This is a genomic window from Sphingomonas sp. MMS24-J13 (assembly GCF_044905095.1).
Lineage (GTDB): Bacteria > Pseudomonadota > Alphaproteobacteria > Sphingomonadales > Sphingomonadaceae > Sphingomonas_I.
In genome coordinates this window covers 1794056-1806677 of record NZ_CP173258.1, presented here as the reverse complement: position 1 = coordinate 1806677, position 12622 = coordinate 1794056, and the positions used below count along the sequence as shown (strand labels likewise).

The 12622-nt window shown below is 66.7% G+C and carries 11 protein-coding genes; 1 reads left to right on the top strand and 10 read right to left on the bottom strand.

What is annotated here, in order from left to right; genetic code table 11:
* The 3 genes from AB4Z44_RS08530 to AB4Z44_RS08520 form a co-directional block, all read right to left on the bottom strand.
* Positions 1-249: a type II toxin-antitoxin system VapB family antitoxin gene (locus tag AB4Z44_RS08530; protein ID WP_404713620.1), complete on the bottom strand. Its 249-nt coding sequence runs from the start codon at positions 247-249 to the stop codon at positions 1-3.
* Between the two features lie 92 nt (positions 250-341).
* Entirely contained in the window at positions 342-1517 is a 1176-nt protein-coding gene (locus AB4Z44_RS08525) for an acetyl-CoA C-acetyltransferase (protein WP_404713619.1), read from the bottom strand.
* A gap of 173 nt (positions 1518-1690) precedes the next feature.
* Positions 1691-2683 (bottom strand): alpha/beta hydrolase, encoded by a 993-nt coding sequence (locus AB4Z44_RS08520; protein WP_404713618.1) that lies wholly within the window; start codon positions 2681-2683, stop codon positions 1691-1693.
* Positions 2684-2773: 90 nt separating this feature from the next.
* On the opposite strand from AB4Z44_RS08520, the gene phaR reads away from it, so the two are divergent.
* A complete protein-coding gene (gene phaR / locus AB4Z44_RS08515; protein WP_404713617.1) occupies positions 2774-3337 on the top strand; it encodes a polyhydroxyalkanoate synthesis repressor PhaR in 564 nt (187 codons plus the stop codon).
* A gap of 55 nt (positions 3338-3392) precedes the next feature.
* On the opposite strand, the gene AB4Z44_RS08510 is transcribed toward phaR, so the two are convergent.
* From AB4Z44_RS08510 to atpA, 7 genes are all read right to left on the bottom strand, one after another.
* Complete coding sequence (locus tag AB4Z44_RS08510; RefSeq protein ID WP_404713616.1) at positions 3393-4958, bottom strand: hypothetical protein; 1566 nt, start codon at positions 4956-4958, stop codon at positions 3393-3395.
* On the bottom strand, positions 4959-6470 hold the full coding sequence (locus AB4Z44_RS08505; RefSeq protein ID WP_404713615.1) for a hypothetical protein: 1512 nt from the start codon (positions 6468-6470) through the stop codon (positions 4959-4961).
* 8 nt (positions 6471-6478) lie between these two features.
* On the bottom strand, positions 6479-7972 hold the full coding sequence (locus tag AB4Z44_RS08500; protein ID WP_404713614.1) for a CpaF family protein: 1494 nt from the start codon (positions 7970-7972) through the stop codon (positions 6479-6481).
* A gap of 201 nt (positions 7973-8173) precedes the next feature.
* The gene (locus AB4Z44_RS08495) at positions 8174-8437 is read right to left on the bottom strand and encodes an ATP synthase F1 subunit epsilon (RefSeq protein ID WP_404713613.1); all 264 of its coding nucleotides are present in this window, start codon (positions 8435-8437) and stop codon (positions 8174-8176) included.
* 122 nt (positions 8438-8559) lie between these two features.
* A complete protein-coding gene (gene atpD, locus AB4Z44_RS08490; protein WP_404713612.1) occupies positions 8560-10023 on the bottom strand; it encodes a F0F1 ATP synthase subunit beta in 1464 nt (487 codons plus the stop codon).
* A gap of 26 nt (positions 10024-10049) precedes the next feature.
* Positions 10050-10931: a F0F1 ATP synthase subunit gamma gene (locus AB4Z44_RS08485; RefSeq protein WP_404713611.1), complete on the bottom strand. Its 882-nt coding sequence runs from the start codon at positions 10929-10931 to the stop codon at positions 10050-10052.
* A gap of 160 nt (positions 10932-11091) precedes the next feature.
* A complete protein-coding gene (atpA, locus tag AB4Z44_RS08480; protein ID WP_404713610.1) occupies positions 11092-12621 on the bottom strand; it encodes a F0F1 ATP synthase subunit alpha in 1530 nt (509 codons plus the stop codon).
* Between the last annotated feature and the right edge of the window lies 1 nt (position 12622).

The window sequence follows — 12622 nt, the reverse complement described above, 5'->3', positions numbered from 1 at the left end:
CTACTTCGGTAGGCCGTCCCCATCGTAGAGAAGGTCATCATGGGACTCATATCCGCCTCTCGCCAGCGCCGCCGAACGGTTGGCGATCGCGCGTAATTCGCCGAAGCTGGCGCGTCGGCGAAGCTGATCGATTTCTGCGAAACGTCGGCGCAGCGCTTCAGTAACGACGTGCGTCATCGATTGGCCTGTCGCTCCGGCGATGGCCTTCGCCAGTCGGTGCGCTTCGGGATTCCTGATGTACAGACGCATCGTCGCCACCGTCCTGCCATTCATGTCACCTGATCTACCGAGGCGCGTGCACAAGCATGAACACGCCAGCCCGGTCGACCTTTGCTAACCCCTCAATCCCGCTCTACACACATAGCCACGCCCATCCCGCCGCCGATGCAAAGCGTCGCCAACCCCTTCTTCGCATCCCGCCGCTGCATCTCGTGCAGCAACGTGGTCAGCACGCGCGCGCCCGAGGCGCCGATCGGGTGGCCGATCGCGATCGCGCCGCCGTTGACGTTGACGCGCTCGGCATCCCAGCCGAGCTCCTTGCCGACCGCCAGCGCCTGTGCGGCGAAGGCCTCGTTGGCCTCGATCAGGTCGAGATCCTTCAGCTCCCAGCCGGCCTTGGCGAGCGCCTTGCGGCTGGCGGGGACGGGGCCGATGCCCATGATCGCGGGATCGACGCCGGCCGAGGCGAAGCTCTTGATGCGCGCCAGGATCGGCGCGCCGCGGCGCTCGGCCTCCGCGCGCGTGGTGACGACCAGCGCGGCGGCGCCATCGTTGAGGCCCGACGAATTGGCGGCGGTGACGCTGCCGTCCTTCTTGAAGGCGGGGCGCAGGCCGGCGAGGCTCGCGACCATCACGCCCTCGCGGATGAACTCGTCCTTGTCGACGATCGTATCGCCCTTGCGGCCCTTGATCGTGACCGGCGCGATCTGGCCGTCGAAGCGGCCCTCGCGGCGCGCGGCCTCGGCCTTGTTCTGGCTGGCGGTGGCGAATTCGTCCTGCGTCTCGCGGCTGATCTCATATTGCGCGGCGAGGTTCTCGGCGGTGATGCCCATGTGATAGCCGTTGAACACGTCGGTCAGGCCGTCCTTGAGCATCGTGTCGATCAGCTCGACCGAGCCCATCTTGGTGCCCGCGCGCAGCATCTGCGCATGCGGCGACATCGACATATTCTCCTGGCCGCCGGCCACGATCAGCTTGGCATCGCCGGCGATGATCGATTGCGCCGCGACCATCACCGCGCGCAGGCCCGAACCGCACACCTGCTGCACGCTCCACGCCGGGATTTCCTTGGGCAGGCCCGCGGCCATCGACGCCTGGCGCGCGGGGTTCTGGCCCTGGGCTGCGGTGAGCACCTGGCCGAGGATCACCTCGTCCACCTCCTCGGGCTTTACGCCGGCGGCTTCGAGCGCGGCGACGATCGCGATGCGGCCGAGCTCGTGCGCCGGGGTGCCGGCATAGGCGCCGAGGAAGCTGCCCACGGGCGTGCGTTTGGCGGCGATGATCACGACCTCGGTCACTTCATATGCTCCTGCTCATATCGTTCGACGGTATTCGATCCGGATTGCACATCATAAACTTGCCCGTCACCCCGGGCTTGACCCGGGGTCCCGCACCCTTTCAGCGCACCGGAAGAAGCGGGACCCCGGCTCAAGCCCGGGGTGACGATGAAAGGACTCCAAGCGCGCGCCTATCAGCTTCGCTGCGGTTGCGAAAGCCAGCGGGCGAGCGGCTCCCACAGGGCGGCCCGCGCGCGGCCGCCGACGATCATGCCGACATGGCCGAGCGACAGATCGATCCGCTCGCCCACGCCCGGGGCGCTGGCGGCGGGAACGATGCGGTCGCTGGTCGACGCGATTTCGAGGATCGGCATGGGTAACGATATGGGGTCGATCGTGCGGCCGCCAACCTGCCATCGGCCGGTGCCGGTGCGGTCGTCGAGATAGAGATCGAGCATCAGCTCGCGCGCGGCGCCGCGGGTGAGGGGGGCACCGTCATTCGCCCAATCCTCCAGCCTGACGAAGGCGCGCGCCGCCGCGTCGTCGGCCGCGCGCCGGCCGAACGCCTCATATTTGGCGATCGTGCGGCTGGGATCGAGCCGCCAGAACGCCGCCTGCAGCACCTCCATCGGCAGCACGCCGAGCGCGTCGGTGGTGGGCTCGGACTGGCGCCAGAGATCGCTCAAGGCGTGGCGCATGGCGGGCGGATAGGCGCCGAAACGCCACGGTGCGGCGATCACGACGAGGCGTTTCACAGGGCGCAACGTCGCCGCGGCCAGCGCCATCGTGCCGCCGAGGCAATAGCCGGCGAGGGTCAGATCGGGGCCCAGCGCGTCGATCAGAGGCAGCAGCATCGTCTCGACATGCCCGCCGATCGAAAGATCGCGCTCGTCCGGCGTGGGCGTGCCCCAGTCGACCAGCAGCGGCCTCACGCCCTGCGTCGCAAGCCAGCGCAGCAGGCTGTTATCCTCGGCGAGATCGAGGACGTCGGGCGGATTGATCAGCGAGGGCACGAACAGAACCGGCGGCCCGTCGCCGCCATAATCGCGCACCCCGGCCCGGCCCGCGGTCGCAACAACCGGCATCGCCGCGGGGGCGGGATGGCGCTGCGCCCGTTGATAGGCGCGCAGTCCCTTGAGCGCATCGGCCATGCGCGCGGGATTTTCTGCGGTTTCGCTGCGCAACATGCTGAGAAACAGGGGAAGCGGCCTCGGCCTGTGTTGCGCTGCACCAACGGATGATGCTACGATCCCTGTCATAACAGCTGGGGTATCAAAATGGTGAAGTCGGCGGAGGGATCGGGCACGGTCATCATCAAGAAGTACGCCAATCGCCGGCTCTATAACACTGAGTTGTCGAGCTACATCACGCTCGACCACCTCGCTCAGATGACCCGCGACGGCCGCGACTTCAAGGTGATCGACGCCAAGACCGAGGAGGATATTACCCACAATATCCTCACGCAGATCATCATGGAGGAAGAGAATCGGGGGCAGACGATGCTGCCGGTGCCGTTCCTGCGCCAGCTGATCTCGCTCTACGGCGATTCGATGCAGGCGATGGTGCCGCAATATCTGGAAGCGTCGATGGACGCGTTCCGCCGCAACCAGAGCCAGTTCCGCCAGGCCATGGAAGGCGCGTTCGCCGGCGGCCCCTTCGCAGAGATCGCGCGGCGCAACATGGATATGCTGGAAGCCGCGGCAAGCGCTTTCCAGACGCAGGCCAAGGCCGGCGCCGCCACCCCGCCGCCGGCATCTGCGGCATCGAAGGACGACGATATCGCGGCGCTGAAGGCGCAGCTCGCGAACCTGCAGTCGAAGCTCGACAAGCTCGTCGATTGATCCTTGAGGCCCTCTCCCCGCCGGGAAGAGGGAGCCCGGCCGCTGCTCGCCGGGGCTAGCCCGCCCGCACGATCCGGTACAAAACCGTGCTGTCGTTCTGCCACACCGGCTGCAGCCACGGGCGCGACGGGCGCAGCGCGGGCGGCATGTCCAGCATCCACAGATATTGGTAGCGATCGCGCGGCAGCGCCGCGAGCGCGCCGTCGACGGTATGCGTCTTGCCGTCGAGGCAATCGGGCTGCTGGATCAGCTGGCTGCTCTCGTCGGCATAACCGGCGACCATATCGGGGTGGACGATCAGGGTCTGCGAGGCGGGGTAGGGCCAGGTGCCGTTGGTGAAGGCCTGCCGCCGGACCACGGCGAGGCGATGGACATGATCCATGCGATAGCCCGCCATGTCGGCCGAGCAGCTGACGCGCGACAAGGCGAACACCCGGCTGCCGATCGGCAGGTGGTCGAGCGCTTCGAGCTGATGCTCCTGCATGCGGCTGATCTGGAAATAGCTCGCGGCGTGATAGGCCATGCTTGCGGTGAAGAAGGCGATCGCGCCAAGCCCGAGCCAGCGGGTGAAGGGCGTCTCGGCGGTCGGCCGCAGCGCCAGCGGGAAGAGCATCACGGCATAAGGCGCGATGCGCAGATCGGCATGGCCCGATCCCATCAGATTGACCGGCATGGCGATGAACACGAGCAGCAGCACGAGGCCCACCACCGTCAGCCGCCGGTCGAAGGTCAGATCGGTGCGCAGGATCCCGGCGACGCACACGCCGAGAATGACCAGCGTCGCGCCGAGATCGACCGGGGGATTGCCGTTGCGCAACGTCAGCAGCACGATCGCGAGCTTGCGCATCGCGTCGAACGCGAACAGGCCGAGCGATCCCTTGGGCAAGGCCGCCGACCAGAACAGCATCGGCACCAGCGGCAAGGTCAGCGGCAGGCAACAGACCACGGCGCGGGCGATCGCGCGGGCCCAGCCGATGCGGGGCTGTGCGTCCATCACCTCCCAGCTGAAGATCAGCACGCCCAGGATCCCCCAGCCGGCGGCATGCGCGACCCACACCGCAAAGCCGATCGGCACGAACAGCGCCATGCGCAGCCTGTGCTGCCCCAGCCGGCCCATCCGCAGCCACAAGCCGAACGCCAGCAGCGCCATCCCCGCCGCCAGGCAGAAATTGACGAAGCCGAAGTTGAGCGGCCAATTGTAGGCGAACACCGCGGCAAAGGCCGCGGTGAGCGGGATGCGTCCGTGGACCTCGCGTGCGATCAGCAGCGCGCCGCCGATCGTGACGACCGGGATCGCGAGGATCACGATCTTGGTGGCAAGCTCGACGCCGAGCGCGGGGGCGAGCGCGGTGACGAGCAGGTCGACGCCGAGATTGCCGACCAGCACCCAATGGAAATCGAACCACTGCCTGAACCAGGGCGAGGTCGCGTAATCGAGCCCGATCGCGTAACGGCTCATATGGTTGGGCAGGTCGATCAGCGGCGGCACCGTCGGCAGCAGCAGCGGCACCGCGCCCAGCACGAGCAGCAGGATGACCAGCCGGCCCTGGCTGAGGCCGCGCGCCCTTGAAGCGCTCCGGGCCGTGTCGTCGGGCCGGCTCGATAGGGTGGTCGCGTTCATTCAGATGCCCCGGCTAGCGAATTGCGGTGTCGGCAACGGATCGTTCCTCGGCTGCGGCCTGCGCGTGCGCGAAAGCGCGATCAGACCCAGCAAGGCGGCGGCCGAAACCGCCAGTCCCAGACGCTCGGCCAACGGCTTCGTCCGCTCGATCGTACACAGGCTGCCGCGATATTGCAGCAAGCCTTCGGGCGAGCGGCTGGTTTGCGCCAGCCTGTCGCCGCAGCGGACCTGCCAGATCGGAAAGGCGAAGCGTCGCAGCGTCGTGACACCCCCCGCCTGCGTGATCGCGGGTGTTCGACGCGCAAGATCGAGCGCCCAGTCGGAATGGCTGCCCGCGCGCTCGCCGAGCCCGTGCGGCAGATATTCGATCACGTCGGGATGATCGCGCTGAAGTGCGGCAAGCCGGCTTCGTGCCGATTCGGGGCCGGCCGCGAACGACGACATGGCGATCAGGATCGAGCACAGCAACGGCGGCGCCGCTGCCGCCAGGATGGCGGGGCCCGGCAGCCGGCTGCGCGCGATCAGCATGGCGGCGCCGAATTCGGCCAGCGTCAGGATCCGCCAGGGGAATTGCACCCGGTCGAGCGGCGGAAGCAGCCACAACGGCCGGGCCAGACCGAATGCGAGGCATAGGGTGCCAAGGACGAACCACGCCCAGCGATCGCGCCGCATGGATGCGGCAAGCGGGAGCAAGGAGAGACCGGCGACGCCGAGCAGGACCAGCCCGGGCGCGCCGGCATAGGTTGCGGGCGACCAGTTGGCCGGCTGGAGCAGCGGCGCACCGCGCATCGTCTCCATCGCCGTGAAGCGCTGCAGCCAGAGCGCCGGCAGCCAATAGGCGCAGGCCAGCGCCGCCCCGATGCCGAGCCCCGCCGCCACCCGGGCCACGCCGCGCCGGTCGATTCCGCGCTCCATCGCGATCAGCATGGGGACGAGGAAGGCCGCGGCCAATACCGCCAGCGGGAGATGGCTCATGATCAGGCCGGCGAAGGCCAGCGGCAGCACCGCCGGCTTGCCCTCGATCGCCCTGGCGATGCCCAGCGCCACGAAGGGCAGCAACGCTGCGGCGGTGAATTCGGCGAGCGCGCCGCGCCGGAGGAAATCGAGCAGATGATAAGGCGCGATCATGTAGAAAGCGGCGCCCGCCAGCGGGTGGGGAGCGCGGCCCCGCAGCCAGATGTAAGTGCCGATCCCGGATGCCAGCAGCGCGACAAACGCCGCCAGCACGAGCGAAGGCCACAGCCCCGAGCCCGCCAGCCCGAATAGTCCGGCGAGCCAGAAGGCGACCGGCCCGTAGAAATAGAAGACCGGCGCGCCGAGTCCGTCGTGCGACCAGGGCAGCCAGCGCGGCCAGAGCTCGCCCTGCTTCAGCAAGGCGGTGAACTGATCGGACCAGACCAGGTTGATCCAGTGCGAATCATCGAGCCGGGGAGGGCCCGCCAGCAAAGGCAGGGTCAGGCCGGCTGCCAGGAACCCCAGGATCGAAAGCGGAAGCAGTGGGTGCGCGAGCACCCGTGCCCTCACAGGCACGATTCCAGATAGGGCTGGTCGAAGCCGAACTGCTTGGCCTTCTCGAGCGTGTAGGGGCGCAGGCCCATCGCGCGATATTCGCCGATGATCTTTCCGTCGGCGCTCTCGTCCAGATATTCGAACTTGAACAATTCCTGCGTGACGATGACGCTGCCCTCCATCCCGATCACCTCGGTGATGTTGGTGACGCGGCGGCTGCCGTCGCGCAGGCGCTTGACCTGGATGATCAGGTCGACCGAGTCCGCGATCTGGCGGCTGATCGCCTCCTTCGGCACCTTGATGTCGCTCATCATCACCATATTCTCCATACGGGCGAGCGCCTCGCGCGGGGAATTGGAGTGCAACGTGCACATCGATCCGTCGTGGCCGGTGTTCATCGCGGCCAGCATGTCGAAACATTCCGGCCCGCGGATTTCGCCGAGGATGATGCGATCGGGACGCATACGCAGCGCGTTGACGACGAGGTCGCGGATCGTGATCGCGCCGGCACCCTCCAGATTGGCGGGGCGGGTTTCGAGCGGCAGCCAGTGCGGCTGCTGCAGGCGAAGTTCGGCCGCATCCTCGATCGTGATCACGCGCTCGCCCGGGTCGATCATCTTCGACAAAGCGTTGAGCATCGTCGTCTTGCCCGAGCCGGTGCCGCCGGAAATGACGATGTTGAAGCGCGACGCGCCCGCGATCTTGAGCGCGGTCGACATCTTGTCGCTCATCGATCCGCCCTTCGCCATCATGTCGAGCGTGATCGGCTTGGCGGAGAATTTACGGATCGAGATGGCGGTGCCGCGCAGCGACAAAGGCGGGACGATCACGTTGACGCGGCTGCCGTCGGGCAGGCGCGCATCGGCCAGCGGCGTGGTCTGGTCGACCCGGCGGCCGACCTTCGAAACGATGCGCTGCGCGATCTGGAACAGATGCTCCTCGTCGCGGAAGGTGACGGGGGCGATCTCCAGCTTGCCCTTGCGCTCGACGTAGGTCTGGTCGGGGCCGTTGACCATGATGTCGGTGATCAGCGGATCCGCCAGCAATTCCTCGAGCGGCCCGAGCCCGAGCAGTTCGTCGACCAGCACCTTTTCCAGCGCGAATTGTTCGCGGCGGTTCAGCGTGATCTTGAGCTCGGCCAGCACCTCGCCGATGATCGGGCGGAATTCCTCCGCCAGCTCGTCCTTGCTGAGCGTCGCGGCGGCTTCGGGGTCGATCCGTTCGAGCAGGCGCGGCAGCACCTGCTCCTTGATCTTGTGGACCGAGGCTTCGAAGCCCTCGGCCTTCATCACCCCGGCTTCACCCGACGCGGCGACACGATCGGCCAGCCGGTCCATCGCGTTCTGCGACGTCGAGGCCCCAATATTGTCAGGGGTTGGCGTCTCGATCGGCGGAAATTGCGCGCCGCCTTCGATCCCGCCGCCGGTTTGCATCGGTTTGGCGACACCGAATGCGGGGCGCTTGGCGCCCAACCCGACGCCACCTCTTTTCCCGAACGCGCTCATCTAGCATCCCGTTGACCGTGCCGGTCACCACCGACTTGCGTGGTGGATAGGAGCGAAAGTTTTAGAAGGGTTTAACCGTGAGCTGGGGAGGCGGCTATCGAGCATCGAACGTTTGATCTGAACCGTTCGTGTCGAGCGAAGTCGAGACACGTTGGCGCGGAACGTCCCTCGACTTCGCTCGGGACGAACGGCTTGTCGGGTTTATGCGGCTTCGGTCACCGCTTCGGCCAGCACGGTCAGGCCGCGCTCGTTAACCTCGGCAAATCCGCCCTCGATGCGGATGCGCGAGACGACCGTGTTCAGGCTCGAAAAGACGGTGAGTTCGCCCGGACGGATCACCGACATCACCGGCGCATGCCCTTCGAGCACGCCGAAATCGCCCTCGGTTCCGGGGACGACCACCATATAGACCTGCTCCGAGCGGACCAGTTTCTCGGGCGTGACCAGTTCGAAATGCAGTGCCATCTTGCTTAAACCTTCTCCCTCTCCCCTTCAGGGGAGAGGGCCGGGGAGAGGGGGCTGTGGGTGAGGTGGATTATAGGCCCCTCTCCCAACCCTCTCCCCTGAAGGGGAGAGGGCTTTATTGCTTACGCGGCTTCGGCCAGCTTCTTGGCCTTGGCGATTGCCTCGTCGATGCCGCCGACCATGTAGAAGGCCGATTCGGGCAGGGCGTCATGCTTGCCTTCGACGACTTCCTTGAACGAGCGGACCGTATCCTCGACCTGCACGAACTTGCCCGCGATGCCGGTGAAGACCTCGGCGACGTGGAACGGCTGGCTGAGGAAGCGCTGGATCTTGCGGGCGCGGCTGACGGTGAGCTTATCCTCTTCCGAAAGCTCGTCCATGCCCAGGATCGCGATGATGTCCTGCAGCGACTTGTACTTCTGCAGCACTTCCTGGACGGCGCGCGCCGTATCGTAATGCTCCTGGCCGACGACCGCGGGCGTCAGCACGCGGCTGGTCGAATCGAGCGGATCGACCGCGGGGTAGATGCCGAGCTCGGAGATGGCGCGGTTCAGGGTCGTCGTCGCGTCCAAGTGGGCGAACGAGGTCGCGGGCGCCGGATCGGTCAAGTCGTCCGCGGGGACGTAGATCGCCTGCACCGAGGTGATCGAGCCCTTGTTGGTCGAGGTGATGCGCTCCTGCAGCGCGCCCATGTCGGTCGAGAGCGTCGGCTGGTAGCCCACGGCCGAAGGAATACGGCCGAGCAGCGCGGACACTTCCGAACCCGCCTGGGTGAAGCGGAAGATGTTGTCGACGAAGAACAGCACGTCCTGGCCCTCGACGTCGCGGAAATATTCCGCATTGGCGAGGCCCGAGAGCGCGACGCGAGCACGCGCGCCCGGCGGCTCGTTCATCTGGCCGAATACGAGGCTCACCTTCGAGCCCTCCGGCGTCGGGTTGCCGTCGGCATCCTTGGCGATGACGCCGGCGTCGAGGAATTCGTGATAGAGATCGTTGCCCTCGCGGGTCCGCTCGCCGACGCCCGCGAACACCGACACGCCGCCATGGCCCTTGGCAATGTTGTTGATCAGCTCCTGGATCAGCACGGTCTTGCCGACGCCGGCGCCGCCGAACAGGCCGATCTTGCCGCCGCGCGCATAAGGCGCGAGCAGATCGATCACCTTGATGCCGGTGACGAGGATCGAGGCTTCGGTCGACTGGTCGACGAAGTCGGGGGCCTTGGCGTGGATCGGGGCGCGCAGGTCGGTATCGACCGGGCCACGCTCGTCGATCGGTTCGCCGATGACGTTGAGGATGCGGCCGAGCGTGCGCGGGCCGACCGGAACGCGGATCTGCGAGCCGGTGTCGGTCACTTCCTGGCCGCGGGTCAGGCCCTCGGTCGAGTCCATCGCGATCGTGCGGACCGTGCCCTCGCCGAGGTGCTGGGCAACCTCCAGGACGAGACGGTTGTTGCCGTTGCGCGTCTCGAGCGCGGACAGGATCGCCGGCAGTTCGCCGTCGAAGGCCACGTCGACGACGGCGCCGATGACCTGGCTGATGCGGCCCGTATTATTCGTGCCGAAGGAGATTGCTGGGGCGGTTGCCATGGGTTCGTCCTTGCCTTCGTGTCTGCTTAGAGCGCTTCGGCGCCCGAGATGATTTCCACCAGCTCGGTCGTGATCGCGGCCTGGCGGGTGCGGTTATATTGAACGGTGAGGCGATTGATCATGTCGCCGGCATTGCGCGTCGCATTGTCCATCGCGGTCATCTGCGAGGCGTAGAAGCCGGCCTGATTCTCGAGCTGTGCGCGGTAGATCTGGATCGCAACGTTGCGCGGCAGCAGATCGGCCAGGATCGATTCCTCGTCGGGCTCATATTCGACGGCGGCCGAAGCGCCCTCGGTCGCGGCGCCGGTGGTCGGCACGGCGGCGGGGATGAGCTGGACGACCGTGGGCACCTGCACGAGCGCCGAGCGGAAGGTCGAATAGATCAGGTGCACGACGTCGAACTCGCCGGCGTCGAACCGCGCGATCAGATCCTGCGCGATCGTCTGCGCCTCGGCAAAGGCCGCCGACTTCACATGGCTCATGTCGTGATCGACCGCGATCATGCCCGGATAGAAGCGGCGGATCGGCGCGCGGCCCTTGCGGCCGGCGATATAGAAGCGGACGGCCTTGCCCGCTGCCAGCAATTCCTCGGCCTTGATCCGCGCGGCGCGAACGATGTTCGTGTTGAAGCCGCCCGCGAGACCACGCTCGGAGGTGGCGACGACGATCAGGTGACGCGCATCGCTGCCGGTGCCGGCGAGCAATTTCGGGCTTTCCGGGCCGACGGTGACCTTGGACGCCAGGCTCGCCATCACGGCCTCGAGCCGCTCGGCATAAGGGCGGCCGGCGACGGCCGCTTCGGTCGCACGGCGCAGCTTGGCGGCGGCGACGGTCTTCATCGCCCGGGTAATCTTCTGGGTCGACTTCACCGAGGTGATGCGGACCTTGAGTGCCTTGAGACTGGCCATTCTTCCCTGTCTCTTCCTACATCGTCGCCCCTGCGGAGGCAGGGGCCTATCTCTCTAACCACATATGCCATCGCCAAGCGGCGAGAGACATGGGCCCCTGCCTAAGCGGGTTCCCTGCAAAGTACTACTTTGCAGGGGCCCGTGCAGGGGCGACGAAAGCTTAAGCGAACGTCTTGGCGAAGCTGTCGAGCGCGGCCTTCAGCTTGGCCTTGGTGTCGTCGCCCAGATCCTTGCTGTCGCGGATCGCGCCGAGCACGTCGGCATGATCGGAGCGCATATAGGCCAGCATCGCGGTCTCGTAGCGGACGACCGCGTTGACCGGGATCGTGTCGATATAGCCATTGGTGCCGGCGAAGATCGACGCGACCTGTTCCTCGAAGGGCAGGGGGCTGAACTGGGCCTGCTTGAGCAGCTCGGTCAGGCGCGCGCCGCGGTTGAGCAGGCGCTGGGTCGAGGCGTCGAGATCCGAGCCGAACTGCGCGAAGGCCGCCATTTCGCGATACTGGGCCAGCTCCAGCTTGATCGAGCCGGCGACCTTCTTCATCGCCTTGGTCTGCGCGGCCGAGCCGACGCGCGACACCGACAGGCCGACGTTGATGGCCGGGCGGATGCCCTGATAGAACAGGTCGGTCTCGAGGAAGATCTGGCCGTCGGTGATCGAGATCACGTTGGTCGGGATGTAGGCCGACACGTCGCCCGCCTGGGTCTCGATGATCGGCAGCGCGGTGAGCGACCCGGCGCCATTGTCCTTGTTCATCTTCGCGGCGCGCTCGAGCAGGCGCGAGTGAAGATAGAAGACGTCGCCCGGATAGGCTTCGCGGCCCGGCGGACGGCGCAGCAAAAGCGACATCTGGCGGTAGGCGACGGCCTGCTTGGACAGATCGTCATAGACGATGACGGCGTGCATGCCGTTGTCGCGGAAATATTCGCCCATCGCGCAGCCGGTATAGGGGGCGAGGAACTGCAGCGGCGCCGGCTCCGACGCGGTCGCGGCGACGACGATGGAATATTCCATCGCGCCATTCTCTTCGAGCGTGCGGACGAGCTGCGCCACGGTCGAGCGCTTCTGGCCGATCGCGACGTAGATGCAGTAGAGCTTCTTGCTCTCGTCGGTGCCCTTGTGCGATTCCTTCTGGTTGATGAAGGTGTCGATCGCGACGGCCGACTTGCCGGTCTGGCGATCGCCGATGATCAGCTCGCGCTGGCCACGGCCGACGGGAACGAGCGCGTCGAGCGCCTTGAGGCCGGTCTGCACCGGCTCGTGCACCGACATGCGCGGGATGATGCCGGGCGCCTTGACCTCGACGCGGCTGCGCTGGGTCGTGGCGATCGGGCCCTTGCCGTCGATCGGATTGCCGAGGCCGTCGACCACGCGGCCGAGCAGTTCCTTGCCGACGGGAACGTCCACGATCGTGCCCGTGCGCTTGACGACGTCGCCTTCCTTGATCTCCGAGTCAGAGCCGAAGATCACGACGCCGACATTGTCGGCCTCGAGGTTGAGCGCCATGCCCTGCACGCCATTGGCGAAGGCGACCATCTCGCCGGCCTGGACGTTGTCGAGGCCGTGGATGCGCGCGATGCCGTCGCCGACGGACAGCACCTGGCCGACCTCGGACACTTCGGCTTCGGTGCCGAAGCTGGCGATCTGGTCACGGATGACCTTCGAGATTTCTGCGGCGCGGATTTCCATG

Coding starts and splice junctions, on each gene's coding strand:
- AB4Z44_RS08510 (WP_404713616.1), bottom strand. CDS start 4,958: ATGAACGCGACCACCCTATCGAGCCGGCCCGACGACACGGCCCGGAGC.
- atpD (WP_404713612.1), bottom strand. CDS start 10,023: ATGGCAACCGCCCCAGCAATCTCCTTCGGCACGAATAATACGGGCCGC.
- phaR (WP_404713617.1), top strand. CDS start 2,774: ATGGTGAAGTCGGCGGAGGGATCGGGCACGGTCATCATCAAGAAGTAC.
- AB4Z44_RS08530 (WP_404713620.1), bottom strand. CDS start 249: ATGCGTCTGTACATCAGGAATCCCGAAGCGCACCGACTGGCGAAGGCC.
- AB4Z44_RS08495 (WP_404713613.1), bottom strand. CDS start 8,437: ATGGCACTGCATTTCGAACTGGTCACGCCCGAGAAACTGGTCCGCTCG.
- AB4Z44_RS08485 (WP_404713611.1), bottom strand. CDS start 10,931: ATGGCCAGTCTCAAGGCACTCAAGGTCCGCATCACCTCGGTGAAGTCG.
- atpA (WP_404713610.1), bottom strand. CDS start 12,621: ATGGAAATCCGCGCCGCAGAAATCTCGAAGGTCATCCGTGACCAGATC.
- AB4Z44_RS08520 (WP_404713618.1), bottom strand. CDS start 2,683: ATGTTGCGCAGCGAAACCGCAGAAAATCCCGCGCGCATGGCCGATGCG.
- AB4Z44_RS08500 (WP_404713614.1), bottom strand. CDS start 7,972: ATGAGCGCGTTCGGGAAAAGAGGTGGCGTCGGGTTGGGCGCCAAGCGC.